This is a genomic window from Allobosea sp. LjRoot90, assembly GCF_964254315.1.
Taxonomy (GTDB): Bacteria; Pseudomonadota; Alphaproteobacteria; order Rhizobiales; family Beijerinckiaceae; genus Allobosea.
The window spans coordinates 658352-679391 of the sequence record NZ_CAXUTF020000003.1 but is presented as its reverse complement, the minus strand read 5'-3'; the positions used below and the strand labels follow the sequence as shown (position 1 = coordinate 679391).

The 21040-nt window shown below is 66.6% G+C and carries 24 protein-coding genes; 11 read left to right on the top strand and 13 right to left on the bottom strand.

Annotation, left to right across the window (positions count from 1 at the left end; translation table 11 throughout):
• Positions 1-23 precede the first annotated feature (23 nt).
• The gene (locus ACSQ3M_RS15430; protein WP_436150943.1) at positions 24-1430 is read left to right on the top strand and encodes an amidase; all 1407 of its coding nucleotides are present in this window, start codon (positions 24-26) and stop codon (positions 1428-1430) included.
• A 228-nt stretch (positions 1431-1658) separates the two neighbouring features.
• On the opposite strand, the gene ACSQ3M_RS15425 is transcribed toward ACSQ3M_RS15430, so the two are convergent.
• From ACSQ3M_RS15425 to ACSQ3M_RS15405, 5 genes are read right to left on the bottom strand one after another with little or no spacing between them, the layout of a single operon-like run.
• Entirely contained in the window at positions 1659-2066 is a 408-nt protein-coding gene (locus ACSQ3M_RS15425) for a DUF1801 domain-containing protein (RefSeq protein WP_436150942.1), read from the bottom strand.
• A 25-nt stretch (positions 2067-2091) separates the two neighbouring features.
• Positions 2092-2544, bottom strand: coding sequence for a DUF1801 domain-containing protein (locus ACSQ3M_RS15420; protein ID WP_436150941.1), 453 nt, complete (start codon positions 2542-2544; stop codon positions 2092-2094).
• Between the two features lie 10 nt (positions 2545-2554).
• Positions 2555-2809 (bottom strand): hypothetical protein, encoded by a 255-nt coding sequence (locus ACSQ3M_RS15415; protein WP_436150940.1) that lies wholly within the window; start codon positions 2807-2809, stop codon positions 2555-2557.
• A gap of 2 nt (positions 2810-2811) precedes the next feature.
• Positions 2812-3243, bottom strand: a complete 432-nt coding sequence (locus ACSQ3M_RS15410) for an SRPBCC family protein (RefSeq protein ID WP_436150939.1) — start codon at positions 3241-3243, stop codon at positions 2812-2814.
• Positions 3240-3563, bottom strand: coding sequence for an ArsR/SmtB family transcription factor (locus tag ACSQ3M_RS15405; protein WP_284172841.1), 324 nt, complete (start codon positions 3561-3563; stop codon positions 3240-3242). The genes ACSQ3M_RS15410 and ACSQ3M_RS15405 overlap by 4 nt, the downstream gene beginning before the upstream one ends.
• A 208-nt stretch (positions 3564-3771) precedes the next feature.
• On the opposite strand from ACSQ3M_RS15405, the gene ACSQ3M_RS15400 reads away from it, so the two are divergent.
• Positions 3772-4572: an SDR family NAD(P)-dependent oxidoreductase gene (locus ACSQ3M_RS15400; RefSeq protein WP_436150938.1), complete on the top strand. Its 801-nt coding sequence runs from the start codon at positions 3772-3774 to the stop codon at positions 4570-4572.
• A gap of 21 nt (positions 4573-4593) precedes the next feature.
• On the opposite strand, the gene ACSQ3M_RS15395 is transcribed toward ACSQ3M_RS15400, so the two are convergent.
• Complete coding sequence (locus ACSQ3M_RS15395; RefSeq protein WP_436150937.1) at positions 4594-5175, bottom strand: DUF4337 domain-containing protein; 582 nt, start codon at positions 5173-5175, stop codon at positions 4594-4596.
• Positions 5176-5259: 84 nt separating this feature from the next.
• A complete protein-coding gene (locus ACSQ3M_RS15390; protein ID WP_436150936.1) occupies positions 5260-6186 on the bottom strand; it encodes a tyrosine recombinase XerC in 927 nt (308 codons plus the stop codon).
• Between the two features lie 94 nt (positions 6187-6280).
• Between ACSQ3M_RS15390 and ACSQ3M_RS15385 the strand changes: the two genes are divergently transcribed.
• The 3 genes from ACSQ3M_RS15385 to ACSQ3M_RS15375 all read left to right on the top strand — a co-directional run bounded on the left by ACSQ3M_RS15385 (position 6281) and on the right by ACSQ3M_RS15375 (position 9694).
• Positions 6281-7324: an MBL fold metallo-hydrolase gene (locus tag ACSQ3M_RS15385; protein ID WP_436150935.1), complete on the top strand. Its 1044-nt coding sequence runs from the start codon at positions 6281-6283 to the stop codon at positions 7322-7324.
• Between the two features lie 136 nt (positions 7325-7460).
• A complete protein-coding gene (locus ACSQ3M_RS15380) occupies positions 7461-8387 on the top strand; it encodes a UbiA family prenyltransferase (RefSeq protein ID WP_436150934.1) in 927 nt (308 codons plus the stop codon).
• Positions 8384-9694, top strand: coding sequence for an FAD-binding oxidoreductase (locus tag ACSQ3M_RS15375; RefSeq protein ID WP_436150933.1), 1311 nt, complete (start codon positions 8384-8386; stop codon positions 9692-9694). Before ACSQ3M_RS15380 ends, ACSQ3M_RS15375 begins: the two co-directional genes overlap by 4 nt.
• Positions 9695-9700: 6 nt before the next feature.
• Here the strand turns inward: ACSQ3M_RS15375 and rnk are convergent, their stop codons facing one another.
• The 4 genes from rnk to ACSQ3M_RS15355 form a co-directional block, all read right to left on the bottom strand.
• Complete coding sequence (rnk, locus tag ACSQ3M_RS15370) at positions 9701-10117, bottom strand: nucleoside diphosphate kinase regulator (protein WP_436150977.1); 417 nt, start codon at positions 10115-10117, stop codon at positions 9701-9703.
• 342 nt (positions 10118-10459) lie between these two features.
• Entirely contained in the window at positions 10460-11908 is a 1449-nt protein-coding gene (locus tag ACSQ3M_RS15365) for an aspartate aminotransferase family protein (RefSeq protein ID WP_436150932.1), read from the bottom strand.
• A complete protein-coding gene (locus ACSQ3M_RS15360; protein ID WP_436150931.1) occupies positions 11905-12897 on the bottom strand; it encodes an NAD-dependent epimerase/dehydratase family protein in 993 nt (330 codons plus the stop codon). Before ACSQ3M_RS15360 ends, ACSQ3M_RS15365 begins: the two co-directional genes overlap by 4 nt.
• Before the next feature lie 122 nt (positions 12898-13019).
• Positions 13020-13388, bottom strand: coding sequence for a transporter (locus ACSQ3M_RS15355; RefSeq protein WP_436150930.1), 369 nt, complete (start codon positions 13386-13388; stop codon positions 13020-13022).
• 243 nt (positions 13389-13631) lie between these two features.
• Between ACSQ3M_RS15355 and ACSQ3M_RS15350 the strand changes: the two genes are divergently transcribed.
• Together ACSQ3M_RS15350 and cynS are read left to right on the top strand one after the other, a co-directional pair.
• Positions 13632-14573: a pentapeptide repeat-containing protein gene (locus ACSQ3M_RS15350; protein WP_436150929.1), complete on the top strand. Its 942-nt coding sequence runs from the start codon at positions 13632-13634 to the stop codon at positions 14571-14573.
• 107 nt (positions 14574-14680) lie between these two features.
• Positions 14681-15169: a cyanase gene (gene cynS / locus ACSQ3M_RS15345; protein WP_436150928.1), complete on the top strand. Its 489-nt coding sequence runs from the start codon at positions 14681-14683 to the stop codon at positions 15167-15169.
• Between the two features lie 6 nt (positions 15170-15175).
• On the opposite strand, the gene ACSQ3M_RS15340 is transcribed toward cynS, so the two are convergent.
• Together ACSQ3M_RS15340 and ACSQ3M_RS15335 are read right to left on the bottom strand one after the other, a co-directional pair.
• On the bottom strand, positions 15176-15793 hold the full coding sequence (locus tag ACSQ3M_RS15340; RefSeq protein ID WP_436150927.1) for a glutathione S-transferase family protein: 618 nt from the start codon (positions 15791-15793) through the stop codon (positions 15176-15178).
• A gap of 155 nt (positions 15794-15948) precedes the next feature.
• Complete coding sequence (locus tag ACSQ3M_RS15335) at positions 15949-16584, bottom strand: class I SAM-dependent methyltransferase (protein ID WP_436150926.1); 636 nt, start codon at positions 16582-16584, stop codon at positions 15949-15951.
• Positions 16585-16836: 252 nt separating this feature from the next.
• Between ACSQ3M_RS15335 and ACSQ3M_RS15330 the strand changes: the two genes are divergently transcribed.
• The 4 genes from ACSQ3M_RS15330 to ACSQ3M_RS15315 all read left to right on the top strand — a co-directional run bounded on the left by ACSQ3M_RS15330 (position 16837) and on the right by ACSQ3M_RS15315 (position 21002).
• A complete protein-coding gene (locus ACSQ3M_RS15330; RefSeq protein WP_436150925.1) occupies positions 16837-18576 on the top strand; it encodes an alkaline phosphatase in 1740 nt (579 codons plus the stop codon).
• A 74-nt stretch (positions 18577-18650) separates the two neighbouring features.
• The gene (locus tag ACSQ3M_RS15325; RefSeq protein ID WP_436150924.1) at positions 18651-19067 is read left to right on the top strand and encodes a hypothetical protein; all 417 of its coding nucleotides are present in this window, start codon (positions 18651-18653) and stop codon (positions 19065-19067) included.
• Complete coding sequence (locus tag ACSQ3M_RS15320) at positions 19045-19770, top strand: ABC transporter ATP-binding protein (RefSeq protein ID WP_436150923.1); 726 nt, start codon at positions 19045-19047, stop codon at positions 19768-19770. The genes ACSQ3M_RS15325 and ACSQ3M_RS15320 overlap by 23 nt, the downstream gene beginning before the upstream one ends.
• Positions 19767-21002, top strand: coding sequence for an FtsX-like permease family protein (locus ACSQ3M_RS15315; protein WP_436150922.1), 1236 nt, complete (start codon positions 19767-19769; stop codon positions 21000-21002). The genes ACSQ3M_RS15320 and ACSQ3M_RS15315 overlap by 4 nt, the downstream gene beginning before the upstream one ends.
• The last annotated feature ends 38 nt before the right edge of the window (positions 21003-21040 follow it).

The window sequence follows — 21040 nt, the reverse complement described above, 5'->3', positions numbered from 1 at the left end:
GATATGCTTGCGGAGCCTTCCTCATGATCGAGTTCGCCGACCTCAGCGCCGTCGACATGCTCAGGGCTTTTCGCTCGCGCGAGCTCTCGCCGGTCGAGGTCACCGAAGCGGTGATCCAACGCATCGAGATCTGGGAGCCGTCGCTGAAGGCGCTCTATGCCTATGATCCGGGGCGCGCCCGCGCCGCCGCGAAGGCGAGCGAAGAGCGCTGGCGCAGGGGCGAGGCGCTTCCGCTCGACGGCGTGCCCTGCACGATCAAGGAGAACATCGCGACAAGAGGCGTGCCGGTGCCGCTCGGCACTGCGGCGATGGAGCTTGCCCCCGCTGCGGCCGACGCGCCGCCGGCCCAGCGCCTGCGCGAGGCCGGCTGCGTCATCCTCGCCAAGACGACCATGCCCGACTACGGCATGCTCTCCTCCGGCCTGTCGAGCTTCCACGAACTCGCCCGCAATCCGTTCGACCTCTCGAAGAATCCCGGCGGTTCCTCGGCCGGAGCGGGCGCGGCCGGGGCGGCCGGCTATGGGCCCTTACATGTCGGCACCGATATCGGCGGCTCGATCCGCCTGCCGGCGGGCTGGTGCGGGCTTGTCGGCCTCAAGCCGAGCTTCGGCCGCGTGCCGATCGATCCGACCTATTACGGCCGCGTCGCCGGGCCGATGACGCGCACCGTCGCCGACGCTGCGCTGATGATGCGCGAACTGTCGAAGCCGGACGAGCGCGATCCGATGTGCCTGCCGCCGCAGGAGATCGCCTGGGACGCGCTCGAGCGCGAGCCGCGCGGGCTCAGGATCGGACTTCAGCTCGAAGCCGGCATCGGTCTGCCGGTCGAGCCCGAGGTGAGGGCGGCGATCGCCAAAGCGGCCGACGCCTTCCGCAAGGCCGGTGCGATCGTCGAGATCATGCCGCCCTTCCTGACGCAGGACATGCTCGACGGGCTCGACGATTTCTGGCGTCAGCGCGCCTGGGCCGAGATCGGCGCACTGCCGAAGGAGCGGCAGGACAAGGTGCTGCCCTACATCTACGCCTGGGCCGAGCGCGGCCGCTCGCTGACCGGGGCACAGGTCCATCGCGGCATGAGCCAGATGCTGGCGATCCGGCATGCGGCGCTGAAGGCGGCCGCGCCCTTCGACTATGTGCTCTCGCCGGTCTCGCCGGTGCCGAGCTTTGCCGCCGAGCTGGCGTCGCCGCTCCACGATCCCGAGCGGCCCTTCGAGCACATCGTCTTCACCGTCGCCGCCAACATGTCGGACCAGCCGGCGATCTCGGTGCATGCCGGCATGACCGCATCCGGCCTGCCGATCGGCCTGCAGATCACGGGAAAACGCTTCGACGATCTCGGCGTGCTGCAGATGGCGCGGGTCTGGGAGCGCTTGCGCGGGGCCGGGCCGGAGTGGCCGCGGGTGCCCCGGGTTTCGAGCGCCGTGGGCTGAGCACGATATTCCCTCTCCCCCTGCGGGAGAGGGTTAGGGTGGGGGGCACGCGCCCTTCCCGTCATGCTCGCCCTTGTGGCGAGCATCCACGTCTTGAACACCGCATGGTTTGAAGGAAGGCGTGGATGGTCGGGACAAGCCCGACCATGACGAGCATGCGTGGCGCGACCCCTCATCCGGCCCTTCGGGCCACCTTCTCCCACAAGGGGAGAAGGGAGCGGCGGCCGTCTAAGCCTTCTTCTTCCCAGCCGTGTTCAGCGCTGCGGCGGCACGGATCAGCGCCGTCAGCGCCGCCTCGTCGATCGTAGCGCCCTCATGGATGTCGATGGCGCGCCTGGTGTTGCCGTCGAGGCTGGAATTGAACAGGCTGGAAGGATCCGGGAGCGAAGCGCCCTTGGCGAAGGTCAGCTTCACCGCGGCCTTGTAGGTCTCGCCGGTGCAGATGATGCCGGCATGTTCCCACACGGGAACACCGCGCCATTTCCAGGTCTCGACGATCTCGGGATCGGCCTGCCGGATGATGGCGCGGACCTGGGCGAGCGTTGCACCGCGCCAATCGGTCAGTTCCGCGATCCGGGCATCGGTCAGCTGGGAGGCCGAGGCTCCGTCGTCCGTCTTGTCGTTCGCCTGCTTCATGGGGCCGATATCCTCACAACCGTCGTCACATCTTCTCGCCCGGCAAGGCGGCGGCCTGCTTCACCCAGGCGGTGAACCGGGCTTCGTCGAGTTCGTCATCCTCGCGGATGTCGAGATAGCGCACCTCCTTCTGCTTGGAGGTGCCGGGCGGGACGGGATCGAGCGAGGCGCCGCGGAAGAAGGCGACCTTCACGTATTTCGCGAAGACGTGGATGCCGAGGAACCAGTGGCCCTCCTCGACGCCGTAGAGCGGCGAATTCCATTTCACCGCTTTCCTGACGTCGGGGACGGAGCTGGTGATCAACGCGTCCAGTCGAGCACCAAGCGCGCTCTTCCAGCCCGGCATCGCGGCGATATAGGCCTGCACCGGTTCTTCGCCATAGCCCTTGGCGATCTGCGGATTGCCGCCCGAGAGCAGGACGGGTTGCCCGCCTTCGGCTTTCGGCTTCGCTGCCGTCTTCGAGGTCTTGCCGGCCATGGCTCCGCTCCTAGCCTTCTGCTCGTCGCCCTTGTCGCCAGCCGGCGGCATAGGGCAGCGCGAACATGTAGAGACCCGAGAAGATCAGCAGGAACAGCGGCAGCAGCGGCGAATAGACTATCCAGGCCGGTGGCGGTCCCAGGGCCATGGCGACGAAATTGGCGATCACGGTCGCCGTGAAGATGAGAGCCAGCCAGCGATGGCCCTGCCGAATAACGCCGCTCCAGGTCACGGGCACGTCCTTTCCAAATATGGGAGCCGACATGGTCACTCCGCCCGCACCAGCAGCTGTTCCAGCTTGCCGAAGAATTCCTGCCAGCCGGCCTTGGCGCCGCCGAAAGCCTGCTTCTGCTCCGGCCGGAAGCCTGCCTGCTCCATGCGCAGTAGCGTGCCCTTGGCAGTCGGGGTGAGCGTGAAGGTCACCACGCTCTTCATATCGAAGGCAGGATCCTCATGGGCGAAGTCCCAAGTGTAGGACAGCGTCCGGTTCGGCTCGATGTCGAGGACCTCGCAATCGAGCACGCCGCCCCACTCGCCGCGCAGGTTGAAGCGATGGCCGACGATCGGCGCGAAGTCGTTCTTCATCAGCCATTCCGCGATCAGATGCGGCTGCGTCAGCGCGCGCCAGAGCTTTTCCGGCGGATGGGCGATCTCGCGCTCGACGGTAACGGAGCGCGTTTGCGTTGTGGCAGTGCTCATTGATCCATCCTTGTGAGCAAATTTTCGAGGTCGTCGAACCGCGCCTCCCAGAACCCGGCCATCTGGCTGGTCCAGTCGATCAGCGGGGAGAGCGCGCCGAGCTGGGCGCTGTAATGGGTCTGGCGTCCGGCATGGCGATCACGCACCAGCCCGGCCTGCTTCAGCACGCCGAGATGCTTCGAGACCGCCGGTTGCGAAACCCCGGCCTGCGCGGTCAAGGCGCCAACCGTCTGCTCGCCGTCCCGGCACAGGCGCTCGAAGATCGCGCGCCGCGTCGGGTCGGCCAGCGTCCTGAACAGTAGATCGTGAGCATCCTGCATCGAGATCAATAACCCGTTGGCTATGGGTTAATTCATAACCACAGAGATATGAGTTGGTCAAGTGCTCTCGTGGGCCATGCGGGGCAGGGCCGCGGCTGACGCGCTGGACCGCTCCTTGTCGTTCCAGCAGGATACTCGGCGAAACTGCAGGGAGCACCGGCGTCGATGCCGGCATGCCCCGCCGCTCCTGTCTTCGAGGAACTTCACCATGGATCTGATGCTGAACGGCAAGCGCGCCCTCATCACGGGCGGCAGCAAGGGGATCGGCCGCGCCATTGCGCGGCAGCTGGCGCTGGAAGGCGTCGATGTCGTCATCGCCGCGCGCAACCAGGCGGAACTCGACGCCGCGGCTGCCGAACTGGCGCAGGAGACCGGCCGCAAGGTCGTCGGGCTCAGCGTCGACACGCAGGACGATGCCTCAGTCAGGGCACTGGTCGCCGGCACAGTCGCGGCGCTGGGCGGGCTCGATATCCTGGTCAACGCCGCGGCCAAGCCCGGTGGGCAGGCGACGCCGCCGAAGCTCGCCGAGATCACCGACGCGCTGTTCTTCGACGACGTCAACGTCAAGGTGATGGGCTATCTCAGGATGGCGCGCGAGGCCGCGCCGGTGATGGAAGCCAAGGGCTGGGGCCGGATCATCAACATCAGCGGGCTGGCGGCGCGCCTGACCGGCTCGACCATCGGCTCGATCCGCAATGTGGCGGTCGCGGCGCTGACCAAGAACCTTGCCGACGAGCTCGGCCCGAAGGGCATCAACGTCACCGTGGTGCATCCGGGCACGACGCGCACCGAGAAGACGCCGGGCGTGGTCGCGGCGCGGGTGGCCGCGTCCGGCATGGCGCCCGAAGAGGTCGAGCGCCGGATGGCCGCCAATGTCACGATCGGCCGGCTGGTCGACATGGCTGAGGTCGCCGACATCGTCGCCTTCCTCGCCTCACCGCGCAGCGTCGCGATCAATGGCGACGCCATCGCCTGCGGCGGCGGCTCGAAGGGCGCGATCCACTACTGAGCGGCGCGCCCGCTCGCTAAGTTAGAACAGCGCGGTCGGCGCAACCTCGGCGATGATCATCAGCGCGAGCCCGAGTGCTCCCAGGCCGACACCGGTCCAGGCGAGCAGGGCGACGCCGGTGATGATCGCCGCCGAGGCGACGACGATGGCGATCTGCAGCAGGCCCGAGACGATATCGTATTTGTCGTCGCGAGCGCTGGAGATGTCGCGCCTGGCCTCGGCCGCCTTGGCGCGGGCGATCAGCTCCTTGCGGCCCTCATTGGTCTCGGGCTCGGACTCATAGCGGGCGATCGTCGCCTTCCAGCCATCGATGCGCTTCTGCAGGCGCTCGCGCGCTGCCGGCTCGGTGGCATTGGCGAGCTCGATCTCCATCGCCTCGGCTGCGGTGCGCAGCGTCGTGCCGCGAATCGTCTTGGCCTGGAAGAAGGCCCAGAGATTGGAGGCCTCGATGTTCTTGGACAGCGCGTCCTGCTCGGCGTTCTTGCCGCCGATCTCGGAGAAGGCGAGCAACAGCGCAAGAATGCCGATCAAGAGGGCGATGCGCTTGTTGATCTTGCTGGTCGGCTGATTGTCTTCGGTAACGTCTGGTGCAGCTGAGGCCACGAACTGATTCCCCCCGGAAAGTCCCTGCCTGATGGCCGGGTCGGGTGACGGAATCAAGACGATTTTACGGAAGTCGCGGGGGGACTATCCCCGAGCCCGGGGATGAGCAGAATCATAAGCCGCGAGCAGGCGGGTGGAATCGATGCGGGTGTAGATCTGCGTGGTCGAGAGCGAGGCGTGGCCGAGCAGCTCCTGGATAGCGCGCAAGTCGCCGCCGCGTCCGAGCAGATGGGTGGCGAAGGAATGGCGCAATGCATGCGGCGTTGCGCTGCTGGCCAAGCCGAGCGAGCCGCGCAAACCCTCGACCGCGAGCTGGATGATGCGCGGCGAAAGCGGCCCGCCCTTGACGCCGACGAAGAGCGGCCCCTCCGGCGCGAGCCGCCACGGGCATTGCGCGAGATAGGTGGTGATGGCCTCGATGACGATGGGCAGCACCGGCACCATCCGGGTCTTGCCGCCCTTGCCGAGCACGGTCAGCGCATCGGCGGCGCTCACCGGAGCCTGCGAGCGCTTCAGGCCGAGCGCTTCGGAGATGCGCAGCCCGCTGCCGTAGAGCAAAGAAAGGACGGCGGCATCGCGCGCCAGCACCCATTCGGGCCGTTCCTCGCCGGCGCGGCTGTCGGCTTTGGTCACTGCCGCTGCCGCTTTCGCATCGAGCGGGCGGGGCAGGCCCTTGCCGAGTCGCGGCCCGCGCGTTGCGGCGAAGGCGGCCGCGGTCAATCGGCCGCTGCGTTCGCCGAAGCGCGCCAGCGAGCGCAATGCTGCGAGCTGGCGCATCAAGGTCCGATTGCCGACACCGTCGCGGCGGCGATAGCCCAGGAAGGCGCGCAGGTCGGCCGGCTTGAGGGCAGCGACTGCCTTCAGGCTCGGGGCAGCATCGAGATGGTGGGTCAGGAAGGTCGCGAACTGGGCGATGTCGCGGCCATAGGCCTCGAGCGTCTTCGGCGAGAGCCGGCGCTCATGGCCGAGATGGGCGAGCCAGTCGCGCCGGAGGGTATCGAAATCGCTCATCCTGCCGATCTTGCCGCGCGAGGCTTAACAACCGTTGTCGGGCCAGATGATGGCCTGCTATGAACCTTCAAGAAATTGTTCAGGGCTGACCAAATTGCACGCTCCCGATCCGCATGGCCTGATCTTTCCCTTTCCCGAACCGCCGGCGCCGGGCCAGCTGATCGAGGTCGCTCCCGGCATCTTCTGGGTCAGGATCGCGCTGCCGTTCCGGCTCGATCACGTCAATATCTACCTGATCGAGGATGGCGACGGCTTCGCGGTGATCGACACCGGCATCGGCGACGAGGCGACCAAGCAGGCCTGGCTTGGACTGATGGCGGGCGCGCTCGCCGGCAAGCGGCTGACCCGGCTCTTCGTCACGCATTTCCATCCTGACCACATCGGCCTCGCCGGCTGGCTGCATGAGCGCTTCGGCACGCCGCTCCTGACCAGCCAGACCAGCTATCTCGGCTGCCTCAACATCTCGCTCAGCCCCGGCGCCTCTGAAGCGCCGGTCTACAAGAATTTCTACCTGCGCCACGGCCTATCGGCCGAGGTGACTTCGGTCGTCTCGACGCTCGGCCATGGCTATCTCCGTCAGGTCACGCCGCTGCCGCCGACCTTCACCCGGGTGGTCGCCGGCGACGTCTTGAGGATCGGCGGGCGCGACTTTTTCGTGCTGGCGGGCGACGGCCATGCGCCGGAACAGCTGATGTTCCATTGCCCGGAGGCCAATGTCTTCCTGGCGGCCGACCAGGTCCTCGCCAAGATCACGCCCAACATCAGCGTCTGGGCGGTCGACCCGGAGGGCGATCCGCTCGGCCTCTATCTGCGCTCGCTGAGCATGCTGCCGCAGGCGATCCCGCCGGGGACGCTGGTGTTGCCCGGACACCAATTGCCGTTCTACGGCCTCGCTGAGCGCTGTGCCGCGCTCGCCGCCCATCATGGCGAGCGCTGCCGGTTGATCGCCGATGCGGTGGCCAAGGGGCCGCATTCTGTCGCCGAACTGGTGCCGGTGATGTTCACCCGGCCGCTCGATCCGCATCAGCTCTCCTTCGCCTTCAGCGAGGTCTTCGCGCATGTGAACGCGATGCTGCGGCAGGGTGAGTTGCGTTGGGCAGAGCCGGAGGCGGGGATCATGCGGGTCGCGGCGGGCTGAGATCGGCACATTTTAAATTAAGGATGATCCGAGAAGGCGGGCGTAGCGGGTCCGCCGGTCCACGCGGAATTAGGATTCCCTGGGCATCAATGCACGTGATGAGCGCGCGGCGTTCCGGACGAATCCGGCCCGGCCCGTGTCATGTGTTCGGCAGGTGACGAAGACGGGGACGATGCCTCTACCGGCGATGCTTCGGGCGATGCGGCCGCATCATTGGGCGAAGAACGGCCTCGTCTTCGTGCCGATCCTGCTCAACCATGATGTCTTTGCCTCGAAGGCGCTGCTTTACGGCCTCGTCGCCTTCGTCTCCTTCTCACTGATGGCGTCGTCGATCTACCTGCTCAACGACATCATGGACGTCGAGGCCGACCGACGCCACCCGATCAAATGCAAGCGTCCGCTCGCGGCCGGCGAGATCACCACGGCCCAGGCCTATGCGATGGTCCCGGGCCTGCTGATCGCCTCTGTCGCGCTGACGGCGCTGCTGCCGCGGCCGGAGCTCTATTTGATGGCCTGGGGCGCCTATCTCGTGCTGGCGCTCGCCTATCTCTTCGTGTTGAAGCGCAAGCTCCTGGTCGACGTGCTCGGCCTCGCCGCCCTGCACACGCTGCGCATCATCGCCGGCAATGCGGCGGCAGCGGTTCCAATCTCGTCCTGGCTGCTCGCCTTCTCGATGTTCCTGTTCCTGAGTCTGGCGCTGATGAAGCGCTATGCCGAGCTGCGCATCACCCAGGACCAGTCCGGGCTGAAGAAGGTGGGCCGCGGCTACCAGGCCGAGGATATCGAGGCGCTGTCGCAGCTCGGCATGGCCTCGGGCTGCACCTGCGCGCTGATCATGGCGCTCTATGTCGACAGTGCTGCGGTCAAGCAGCTCTACCGTCATCCCGAGATGATCTGGCTGGTCTGCCCGATCATCCTCTACCAGATCGCGCGCATGTGGTTCCTGGCCCGGCGCGGCAATATGCCGGACGATCCGCTGATGTTCATGATCCGGGATTGGCGCAGCCAGCTGATGGGTGCAGTCGTCGTCTTGATCATGCTCGGAGCGAAAGTGCTGCCGTGAGCAAGGAGCGCGCCGTCCTGCGCTCATGGGGCGGGCTGGAGGCCAGGGATTCCGCCCTGATTGAACCGGATGACTGGCTCGCCGGGCGCCGGAGCAACCCGCCGGTGCTGGCCTATGGCAATGGCCGCTCCTATGGCGATTCCTGCCTGAACGATGGCGGCGGCCTGATCACGGCTCGCCGACTCGGCCGCATTCTCTCCTTCGACGTCGAGGCCGGGATCATGGTCTGCGAGGCCGGGGTGCTGCTCGACGAGCTGCTGAAGCTCTGCGTTCCCGCGGGCTGGTTCCCGCCGGTGACCCCCGGCACCAGCCTCGTCACCATTGGCGGGGCGCTCGCCAACGACGTCCACGGCAAGAACCATCACCGCGCCGGGACCTTCGGGCGGCATGTGCGCAGCTTCGAGCTGGCGAGATCGGACGGTTCGATGCTGACCTGCTCGCCGATTGCGAACGCCGAGCTCTTCGCCGCGACGATCGGCGGAATGGGTTTGACCGGGCTGATCACCCAGGTCGAGCTGCAACTGATGCCGGTCGATTCCGCAGAGATGTTGCAGGAGGCGATCCGGTTCGACGGGCTCGATGCCTTCTTCGCTATCGCCGCCGAATCCGACGCGACACATGACTACACCGTTGCTTGGGTCGATTCACTCGCCGGCGGCCGGCATTTCGGGCGCGGCGTGTTCTTCCGTGCCGATCATGCCCCGGCCTCCGACGCCCCGCCAGCGAAGGCCGGGGCGACCCTGCCGTTCCCGCTGAAGCCGCCAGTCTCGCTGATCAACCGACTGAGCTTGCGCGCCTTCAATGCGCTCTATCGCGCCGCCCAGCCGCGGACGCCAGAGCCGCAGCGCATCGCCTATCGCCCGTTCTTCTATCCGCTCGACCGCGTCCGCGACTGGAACCGCGCCTATGGGCCGAAGGGCCTGCGCCAGTTTCAGTGCGCCGTGCCGATGGCGGATGCGCGCGAGGCGGTCGAGGAGATGCTGCGGCTGACGCTGAAGGCGGGCGAAAGCTCCTTTCTCACCGTGCTGAAGCTGTTCGGCGATGTGCCGTCGCCGGGGATGATGTCCTTCCCGATCCCCGGCGCGACGCTGACGCTCGATTTCCCGCATCGCGGCGAGCGCACCCTGAAGCTGCTCGATGCGCTCGACCGCATCGCGATCGAAGCCGGCGGGCGCGTCAACCCCTACAAGGATGCGCGCATGTCGGCTTCGACCTTCGAGGCCTCGTTCCCGCATTGGCGCGACTTCGCGCGCCATATCGATCCCGGCTTCTCGTCGAGCTTCTGGCGGCGGATCACTGCCGCCTGATCCCGCTTACGAGGCCGCCATCGCAGGAGCGGCCTGCTCGACCGCCGTCACCGTCAGCACGTGCTTCTTGCCGTCGTGGGCGGTCCAGGCGATCGACTGGCCGGCGGCAAGGCCGATCAATGCGGCGCCGATCGGGGTCAGCACCGAGATGCGACCCTGCTCGATATCGGCCTCGCCGGGGTAGACGAGCTGGACGCGGCGATGCTGGGCGCTGTCGGAATCGAAGGTGACGAAGGAGCCCATGCGCACGACATCGGCCGGCACCTTGCCCGGCGCGACGACCTTGGCGCGGTCCATCTCGGCGAGCAGCTCTTCGGCGACCTCGGGCACGCGCTCAAGTGCTGTGGTGGCGAGGCCGGTCAAGCGCTCATGGTCGATCTCGCCGACGATGATCTTCGGCTTGCGATGGGTCTTCTGGGTCAGCTGGGTCATGGGCCTTGGTATCCTGCGATGGCGCGCGCGACGGCGGCGCCAGAGCGCGACCGGCAAATTCTAGAGGTTCTTCGGGAAGAGACGCCTTGGAGGATCGTGCTGCAGCGGAGGGAGACAGCATCGACGGCGCCCCTGGACTCGGGGCGCGCTCGGGCCGAGTCCGGGGCTAGGATTCCGCGATCGGGGCGATCCGGATCACGAGGCTGGGCTTCGTCGTCATACCCATAGACTTGGGGGCAGGCGCCTTGCTGTCAAGGTGGGGTGGTGCTTCGGACACAAAGCAAAAGGGCCGGCGTGAGCCGGCCCTTCAACAAGCGGAGTAATCAACCTGGCTCAGCCCTTGGCGACCGCGACCTTGCGCAGATAGTCGGTGACGATGCGGGTGATGCCGCGCGAGAGCAGGTCGTCGAGCGCGTTGATGAACTCATCGCACTGCTCGCGGGTGACGATCAGCGGCGGCTCCAGCCGGATGACGTTGCGGTTGTATTCAGTGAAGGCGACGAGCACGTCGTAATCCTTCAGCAGCAGCGCGCCGATGAAGCCGCAGAGCGAGCCCTTCAGCTTGTCGTCGAGCAGCGCGACCATGTGCTTCACGCCGAAGGGCATCGCCTCGCTGATGTCCTGGAACTCGACGCCAATCATCAGGCCGCGGCCGCGGATCTCCTTGAGCAGGGTCGGGTACTTGGCGCGCAGTTCGTTGAGGCGCTCGATCAGATAGTCGCCCTGGCGCTTGGCATTGCCCATCAGGTCCTCGTCATAGAGGACGTTGAGGGCTTCGATGGCCGAGACGCAGGCTTCGCCCATGCCGCCGAAGGTGGCCTGGGCGTGGATCAGCGCCGTCTTCGGCTTGCCATAGGCCTTCATGTAGAGCTCGCGGCGGGCGATCATCGCACCCATCGCCGCCTTGGAGCCACCGAGCGCCTTGGCGAGCGCGGTCACGTCCGGGACGACGCCGTCGCGCTCGAAGGCGAAGAACTGGCCGGTGCGGCCGAGCCCGCATTGGACCTCGTCGGCGATCCAGAGCACGCCGTGCTTGTCGCAGAGCGCGCGCAATTGCCGCCAGAAACCTTCCGGCGCCTCGACGATGCCGCCGCCACCCTGGATCGTCTCCATCACGACGATGCCGATGCTGAGGTCGCTCTCGAGCGCCCGGCGCACCGCCTCGATATCGCCGAACGGCACCTTCACCCGGTTCTCGACGAGCTTGAACTGCGATTGGTAGAGCGTGGAATCGGTGACCGAGAGCACGCCCTTGGTCTTGCCGTGGAAGGAGTTGGCGGCGTGCAGGATCTTGGACTTGGCCGGTCCCTGCGCCTGCTCGGCGACCTTCAGCGCCGCCTCCATCGCCTCCGAGCCGGTCGAGCCGAGGAAGACCATGTCGAGATCGCCCGGCGAGATGGTGGCGAGGTTCTTCGCCAGGGCCGAGGCGTATTGCGACATGAAGGCCATGCAGATCTCATGGCGGTTCTCGTCCTGGAATTTCTTCCGGGCGGCGACGATGCGCGGATGGTTGTGGCCGAAGGCGACCGAGCAGAAGCCGCCGAAGAAATCGAGGATCTTCCGCCCATCCTTGGTGATGTAGTGCATGCCCTCGGCGCGATCGACGAGGATCTTGTCGAAGCCGAGCAGCTTCAGGAAATGCACCTGGCCCGGATTGATGTGGGCGGTGAAGAGCTCCTTGACCTGCTGGGCGTCGAGCTGCTTGGCGGCTTCGACGCTGAGCAATTGCGGGCGCGAGGGCTGTGCAGCGGGCTCGTCCGTCTTGTAGGCGGGCATGCTCATGCGGCCTTCCTCCTCTGTTCGTCCCTGGCCTTGCGGTACTCGGTATAGGCCGCCATCAGCATGTCCTCGTCGCGATGTTGCGGCGTCCAGCCGAGCTCGCGCTTGGCCTTGGACGTGTCGAGGATGCAGATCTCGTCGGCGATCATGTACTGCTCGGGGTCCATGATCGGCAGGTTGATCGCGTCGAGCCCGTTCAGCGTCAGCTTGACCAGCGAGGCCGGCGTCGGCAGCAGGATCGACTTCGAGCCGGCATGGCGGATCAGGTCGCCGAGCAGCTTCCTGACCGGAGGCGGATCGTCGGAGCCGAGGTTGTAGGCGCTGTTCGGAAAATCCGCCTTCCAGGCGGCAATGCACGCGCTGGCGCAGTCGAACACCGAGATGAACTGATAGGGATTGTTGCCGGAACCGATCATCGGCACCGGCAGGTTCATGTCGATCAGCTTGAACAGCTTGACCAGGATGCCGAGGCGGCCCGGCCCGATGATCAGGCGCGGCCGGAAGATCGGGATGCGGAAGCCCTTGTCGCGGTAGCTCTGGCAGAGCGTCTCAGTCGCGAGCTTGCTCTCGCCGTATTCGCCGAGCGGCTTGGCCGGGTGGGTTTCGTCCTGCGGGACGGTGACCGAATGGCCGTAGATCATGTCGGTGGTGAAGTGGACGAGCCGGTGAGCGCCGTGCTTCTCCATCCAGGACAGGATGTTCTGCGTGCCGTGATAGTTCACCGGCCAGAAGAAGTCGTGGCGCTCTTTCCGAGTTACGATCGGCGACAGCATCTTGGCCGAGAGGTTGTAGACGAGATCATCAGGCGTCAGCGCGATTGCCTCAAGGCTCGCCGGATCGGTGACGTCGGCGCGCTGAAACGGCACCTTGCCGTAGTGCGGATGGGGGCTCTGCTGGATGTCGCAGACGAGGACGTCCTCGCCCATGGCTGTAAGGTCAGCCGCAAGGCGCGAGCCGACGAAACCGTCGCCGCCGATGATAATGTGCTTCATGGATCAGCGTCGCTGGTCGGGGCGGCGCGCCGGGACCGGGATCGGCTTCAGTTGCGGCTGAGCCGGAGCGAAGAGGGCACCGAGACGGAGAATGAAGCGGGCGAACAGGTCCATGACGTCCCTCAGCTCTGTGCGATGAAAATGGTGCCCAGGACGATGAAGCCGATGCCGGCGATGCGCGCCGGGCTCAGATCCTCCTGGAAGACGAAGTAGGCGTAAACGGCCACTACGACGTAGGCGAGGCTCAAGAACGGGTAGGCGTAGCTGATCTGCACCTTCGATAGCACGATCAGGTGCGAGGCCATGCTGACCACGAAGATGCATAATCCCGCGAAGACGAAGGGGTTGAAGACGACGCGGAAGATGGTGGGAATCAGTCCGTCATTGCCGACGTCGAGCGCCCCGACTCCGCCCATGCCGCGCTTCAGCATCAGTTGCGCCGCTGCGTTGGTCAGCACCGTGAACAGGATCAACGGCAGGTAGGCATTCATCGGCGCTGGAGTTCCGCGTGGCAGATGCAGCCTTGGATCGCGCAGAAACTACTTCAAATGCCTTACGCTACAGGTGGTTATCGGCCCGTAACCTTAAGAGTGTGCTGCGCCGAACGATGAAACCCGCGGGAGATGCGCCCGCTGGCGCGCGCGGAAGGCGGCGTTGGCGAACAACGCGACGATTGAACCATGTCGCCGGCTCGCTTATGGCTAATGAATCGTTAACCGAGGGTGCCCTCCGATATGGCCAGTCTGTTCCGGCTCGTGCCCGATATGCGCGCCGAACTGCTGCAGGTGAATTCCTGGGCGCGGTCGCATCAGGCCGGCTTTGCCGCTGCGCAGCGCGCGGCGCGCTATGGCGCGGCCGGGCCGGAGGCCTCCGCCTTCATGGCGGCGCGGCGCGAGGCGACACTGGCACGGCTCGGCGAGGGGGCTGCAAGCTGGAACGGCTGGGCCGAAGAGATGGCGCGGCTGCGCGGTCGGATCGGCGCCGACGGGCCGCTCCTTTCCCTCTGGCGTCTGCTCGCCGATGTCGAGCTGGTCGACGAGATCTTCGAGGGTGAGTTCAACGTCGCCGGCATCGTCTTTCCGGCGGCTGCCCGTTTCGCCGGCAGCGCCTTCTGCGGCGATGCCTGGTTCTCCGAGGCGCATTTCCACGGCCCGGCTAGCTTCCGCGATGCGAGCTTCCGCAGTGACGCCTTCTTCGACCGGGCGCACTTCGCCGGAGATGCCGATTTCGGCGCGGCGACCCTCCACGGCACGGCTGAATTCCGCGACATGCGCTGCGAGGGCACGGCCTGCTTCGTCGAGGCGGAATTCTCCGGCGACGCCTGGTTCCGCGGTTCGCGTTTCGACGGCGTGACGCAATTCCGCGGCGTGCGCCATGCCGGCGAGGCCGGCTTCGGCGAATGCCGCTTTGCCGCTGCGGCCGATTTCGGCGAGGTCGAGTTCGCCGGCAATGCCGGCTTCGAGGAGGCCCGTTTCGGGCAGCTGGTGACGTTCGCCGGCGCGCGCTTCGACCGTGGCGCCTGGTTCAGCAATGCCGCCTTCGATGGCCGCTCGAATTTCGAGCGCGCCCGCTTCCGCGGCCGCCGGCATTTCGAGGGGATTTCGCTGGCGACCCAAATCTCCCCAGTCGCGCAGCAGATCGCGGCATTGGAACAGCTGCAGTTCGGCCGGCGCTGATCCGGCGACCACCGCTTCACCACCCAGTCCGGCCGGTTCTGGCCCACACCTTGCTAGCTCTTCCTCTGACCGCCGCCCTCTTGGCGGTTGCGATCTGTGAGGACGAGATGAAGCGCGAAGAGCTCACCGAGAAGATTCTCGACATCAAGCGCGAGAAGGGCTGGAGCTGGAAACATATCACCGACGAGATCGGCGGCATGTCGGAGGTGCTGGTGATCGGCGCCCTGCTCGGCCAGATGAAGCTGGTGAAGCCCCTCGCCGAGAAGGCGGCAGTGCTGTTCGGCCTCTCGGAGACCGAGAAGCGCATGCTGAACGAGGTGCCCTATCGCGGCACCGGCACGCCGATGCCGCCGACCGATCCGTTGATCTACCGCTTCTACGAGATGGTGATGGTCAATGGTCCGGCCTGGAAGGCGCTGATTGAGGAGGAGTTCGGCGACGGCATCATGTCCGCGATCGACTTCAACATCGCCTTCGAGCGCGAGCCGAACCCCAAGGGCGACCGGGTCAGGATCGCCATGTCCGGCAAGTTCCTGCCGTACAAATACTATGGCAACGAACAGGGCATTCCGGATTACGGCTTCAAGGAAGACTGATCCGTCTCAGGGCACCTGGCCGGGCTCGAGCGTACCGTCCTTCTGCATGGTCCGCTGCAGCCCTGGCCGCTCGAGCATCCGGCCCATATAGGCCTCGAACACCGGCAGGCGCGGCAGCACGCCGACGATGTTCATGCCGAAATGCAGGCCGGCGCCGAGCTGGGTGTCGGCGGCGGTGAAGCGCTCGCCGGCGGCATAGGGCTGCTCGCCGAGCTTCTTTGCGAGATTGGCGATCGTGTCGGCATGCGAGCCGAAGGAGAAGCTGCGCGCCTCATACTGGTATTTGTGGACTGCGGTCGCGATGATCGGATCGAGCACGGCGTCGGTATAGACCAGCGAGGTCAGGAAAGCCGGGCGGTCGGCATCGCCGACTGCCGGCGCCAGCCCAGCGTCCGGGAACTGCTCGGTGAGATAGAGGCAGATCGCGGCGCGCTCGGTGACGGTCGTGCCGTCATGGACGATCGCCGGCACCTTCTTGTGCGGCTGGACAGCGCGATAGCTTTCCGGCGGGCCGCCTTCGGCGCGGATATCGACGAGCTTCATCTCATAGGGCTGGCCGAGCTCCTCGAGCAGCCAGAGGATCGAGAAGGAGCGCGATTGCGGCGCGTGATAGAAGGTCAGCATGGCGATGTCCCTTTTGGCGTTTCCCTGAGCGATGGGCGAGGCTGATAGGGGCTATTGATGTCAGGAGTTGTCAGGAGGACAGCGCCCCTGCCTGACCGGCTTGGATCGAAACGCGGGTCAGTGCGGATTGCTCCACGCAGCCCCGGTCGCCTGGGTCAATTCCTGCGCGCGACGATAAAGGGGCGGCTGTCCTTGCCCCGACTGGCATGGCCCTCCGTGTTGAGGATCTCGAAGCCCGCGGCGGCGATGAGCTCGCTCAGTTCCCGTGCCCGGAAGATGCTGACATAGGGCGCCTTTCCGATGGCGCGCATCACCGGCAAGGCGAGCCGGATGAACGGGTTCATGTTGCCGAGGCAGGGCGTCTTGGAGATGAACAATCCGCCGGGCGCGAGCAGGGCATGGATGCTGCGTAGCGTGCCGCCGAGGTCACGGACCAGATGGAGATAACTGAAGCCCAGGACGGCGTCGAACTTTGCTGCCTCCGAAGCGAGCGCCTCCGCCGTCTCCGCGCGGAAGGCGAGAGCGGGGACAGCGTCCGCAGCGTGCTTCTCGTTGGCGATGGCGATCATCGCGGTGGAGAGGTCCGTCGCGAGATAGCTTTCGACCTCGCTTGCGAGCCGCAGCGCCGTCGTCCCGGTTCCGCAGCCCAGTTCCAGAACCCTGTCGTCCGGCTTCAACAGGGCGCGCGTCCGCTCCAGCGTGCGCTCATATCCGGCCTGATCCGAGATCCGCGACTTCGCATAGTTTCGTGAGGATCGGTCCCAGAAGCGGGCATCGCTCGCCGTGGTCATGCTGTGTTCCCATTCTGCGCGATGGCTCGGCATTGGAGTCGGTGTGGTTCGTCGCCCTGGCTTGCAGGGCAGCCGTGAGGTCACACAGTCCTGTTGCCGAGAGATGACCTCACCGTTCAAGCAGGTTCAAGTCGAAGGCCCTTTTATTGAAGTGTTATAACGTTACAATATCTTTCGCCAAGCAGTAATCATAATGTCATCTGGCGCGCCTAACGCACCGGCGATCGGGTTTCACTGGGGCGGAGAGGTATCATGCAGAAGCGAACTTGGCTGATGGCGGCGGCAATGCTCGCCAGCGTGGCGCCGGCGACGGCGCAAACCATCTACCCGCTGAACCGGGCCGAGATTCTCGAAGGCTCGCGCTTCGATTTCAAGGTCGAGTTCCCGAACGCGCCGGTCTCGGCCGACGTTAAGGTCACGATCAACGGCAAGCCGGTGAACGAGGCCTTCGGTCGCGAGGCGCAGTTCGTCCAGAACGAGGAAGGCCAGAAGCATTCGGCGCTGTGGTTGCGCGGCGCGCAGCTGCCGGCCGGCCAGTATGTCATCGAGGCGACGCAGGGCAACGAGAAGGCGGCCGTCAACTGGACCGTCTACGCGACGCCGGAACGCCGCGCCAAGAACGTCATTCTCTTCGTCGGCGACGGCCTCTCGGTCGCGCATCGCACCGCCGCCCGCATCCTGTCGAAGGGCTGGGAGCAGGGCCTCTATGGCGGCGAGCTCGCCATCGACGACATGCCGAACATGGCGCTGATCTCGACCTCCGGCACCGACTCGATCGTGACCGACAGCGCCAATTCCGCCAGCGCCTACACCACCGGCCACAAATCCTGCGTCAACGCGCTCGGCATCTACTGCGCCAAGAACGCGTTGACCCTCGACCACCCCAAGGTCGAGACCATCTCCGAGGTGATCAAGCGCAAGCGCGCCGGCATGGCGATCGGCGTCGTCACCAATTCCGAGATCGAGGATGCGACCCCGGCCGCGATGGTCGCCCATACCCGCCGCCGCTCGGACTTCAACGACATCGTCAAGATGTTCTTCGACGTGCAGCCCGACGTGATCATGGGCGGCGGCTCGCCGAACTTCCTGCCGAAGTCGACCCCGGGCACCAAGCGCACCGACGATCTCGACTTCATCGCCAAGTTCAAGGAGGCGGGCTACTCGCTCGCCACCACCAAGACCGAGATGAACGCCGCTGTCGCCGGCGGCTCCAAGAAGCTGCTCGGCCTCTACAACACCTCCAACATCGACGGTGCCTTCGACCTGCGGCTGGCCAAGAAGGGCTCGATCTCGAAGTTCCCGGACCAGCCCGACGTGGTCGAGCAGACCAAGGCTGCGCTCGAGATGCTCAAGGGCGCGCAGGACGGCTTCTTCCTGATGGTGGAATCGGCCCGCATCGACAAGTACAGCCACTCCCTCGACTGGGAGCGTGCGGTGTTCGACACGATCATGCTCGACAACGCGGTCAAGGCGGCCAAGGAGTTCGCCGGCGATCGCAACGACACGCTGATCATCGTCGTGCCGGACCATGCCCATCCGATCTCGATCATCGGCACCTATGACGACGATCGTCCCGGCCAGCTGCTGCGCGACAAGCTCGGCACCTACCACGAGTCGCTGCCGCCGAATTACGGCCCGCGCGATGCCGACGGCTACCCGACCAAGGTCGATACCTCGCGCCGCCTCGCCGTCGCCTTCGGCAGCTATCCCGACACCTGCGACACCGGCCGGCCCTATCTCGATGGCGAACGCGTCCCGGCCGTGAAGGGCCCGGATGGCAAGACCAACATCGCCAATGAGAAGGACTGCACCGGGCCGCTCGCGACCCGCAAGCAGGGCAACCTGCCCTTCGAGGCCAACTCCGGCGTCCACGCGGCCGACGACGTGCTGCTGACCGCGATGGGCCCGGGCGCCGAGCGCTTCCGTGGCCACAAGCCGAACACCTTCGTCTTCCGGGTGATGGCGGAAGCGCTGGCCCTCGGCGGCAAGTGACCTATGATTGAGCAGGACGCATGATCTCGCATCGGGCGCACCTGCTCCCTACAATCTCCCGCCGCGGGCTCCTCATGGGACTCGCGGCGTTGCCCGTTTCGCTGCACGCGCTCGCAGCGGAGGCTGAAACCCTGACCTTCGACGGGCTCTACAAATCCTTCGGCGTGCTCGGTTTCCAGTTCTCCGACCGGGCGACCTTTCTGCGCGGCAAGCCGGTCAGGATGCTCGGCTACATGGCGCCGCCGCTGAAGCCGGAGAGCCATTTCTTCGTGTTGACCCGCGAGCCCTTGGCGATCTGCCCGTTCTGCCAGTCGGACGCCGACTGGCCGGTCGACATCGTCGTGGTGTTCATGCGCGCGGCAACGCCGATGGTCAGCGCCGGCCAGAAGGTCGCGGTCAGCGGCCGGCTCGAGATCGGCTCTTCGACCGATGCCGAGACCGGCTTCGTCAGCCAGATCAGGCTCGTCGATGCCGCTTTCCACAGCGTCTGAGCAGCCGGCCGGCGCGGCCCGGCCCTTGCGTTTCTCCGGTGTCCAGGTCGACCATCGCGATGGCGACGGGCGGCCTTTTCGCGTGCTCGACGTTCCCGAGTTCGTCGTGCCTCCCGGCGCGCTGATCGGCCTGCGCGGCCCATCCGGCTCGGGCAAGACCTCGCTGCTGCATCTCGCCGCCGGGCTGTTCTCGCCGGATGCCGGCAGTGTCGGCTGGGGCGATGTTGCGATTTCCTCGCTGCCCGGCGCGGCACGCGACCGCTGGCGGCGCGAGACGGTCGGCTTCGTCTTCCAAGACTTCCATCTCGTGCCCGAGCTCGACGTGCTCGCTAACATCACCCTGCCGGCGAGTTTTTCGCGCTGGCGGCGGACGGAAAGCCAGGTCGCGCGTGCTACCGCGCTTGCCAGACGCATGGGCCTCACGGACCTGCGCCGCCGCGCTGCGGTGCTCTCGCGCGGCGAGCAGCAGCGCGTCGCGATCGCGCGGGCTTTGTTCAACGCGCCGGCGCTGATCCTCGCCGACGAGCCGACGGCGAGCCTCGATCCGGCCCATGCCGCGGAGGTCGGGACCCTGCTGGTCGAGATCGCGGCCGAGAGCGGCGCGACGCTGCTCTGCGCCTCGCACGACCAGGCGCTATTGGCGCGGATGCAGCATGTCGCGGCGATAGGCGACGAGCCGCTCCTCCTGAGGGACGCGGCATGAACCCGCTGCCGATGGTCATCGCCGATCTCCGGGCGTTGCGCTGGACGGCTGCGGCGATCGTGGCACTGGTCGCGCTGGCGGTGGCGATCGGCGTCGCCATCGGTGCGCAGGAGCGGGCGCTGCGCCAGGCTTCGGCTCGGGCCGCCGATGATTTCGACCTGCTGATCGGCGCGCCCGGCAGCCAGACGCAACTCGTGATGTCGGCGATCTATCTCCAACCTGACGCGCTGCCGCTGATCGACGGGCGCCTGCTCAACGAGCTTTCCCGCGACCCGCGCGTCGCCGCCGTGGCGCCGCTCGCCTTCGGCGACATCGCCCGCGGCCATCCGGTGATCGGCACGACGCTCGCCTTTGCCGGCCGTTGGGGTCGCCTGCAACCGAGCGAAGGGCGCCTGTTCGCGCGCGAGGGCGAGGCGGTGCTCGGCGCCGACGTCACCTACAGGCTGGGCGACAAGATCGAGCCTTCGCACGCCATCGCCGGGCACTGGCCGAAGCGTGGCGTCGCCGACGCCGAAGAGGCGAGCCATCGCCATGAGGGCCACGCCTATGTCGCGGTCGGCCGCCTGCCGCGGCTGGGCTCGCCCTTCGACCGGGCGATCCTGGTGCCGGTCGAGAGCGTCTGGGAGGTGCACGGGCTCGGTAACGGCCATGCCGGCGAGGGCGCTGCGCTCGGCCCGCCCTTCGACGGCCAGCGCATTCCCGGCGTGCCTGCACTGGTAGTGAAGCCGAGAGCGGTTGCCGATGCCTATGCGCTGCGGGCGCGCTACCGGCAGGGCGGCACCATGGCCTTCTTCCCGGCCGAGGTGCTGGTCGGGCTCTACCGCACGCTTGGCGACGTCGGGCAGGTGCTCAGCGTCGCCTCGCTGCTCAACGCGGTGCTGATCCTGGCGGCGATCTTCCTGCTGCTCGTCGCGGTGACCGGCCTGAGGCGACGGCGCTACGCCGTGCTGCGCGCGCTCGGTGCACCACGCGCCTATGTGCTGCTCGTCGTCTGGCTCGGCATGGCCGGGCTGGTGGCGGCAGGCTGTCTCGCCGGCCTCGGGTTGGGCGCGGCCGCAACGCTCGCGGTCTCCGGCCTGTTCGAGGCGCAGACGGGCTTGAGGCTCACGCTCGCGCTCGGTCGGCCGGAGCTGACCCAGGTCGGGCTGATCCTGCTGCTCGGCTCGCTCGCAGCGCTCATCCCGGCGGCGCTGTCCTATCGCCGCTCGATCACCGCCGGCTTGCGCGGCTAAGTCGGGGTTGACCCCGCTTTGCCTCTTCCGGTTAAATC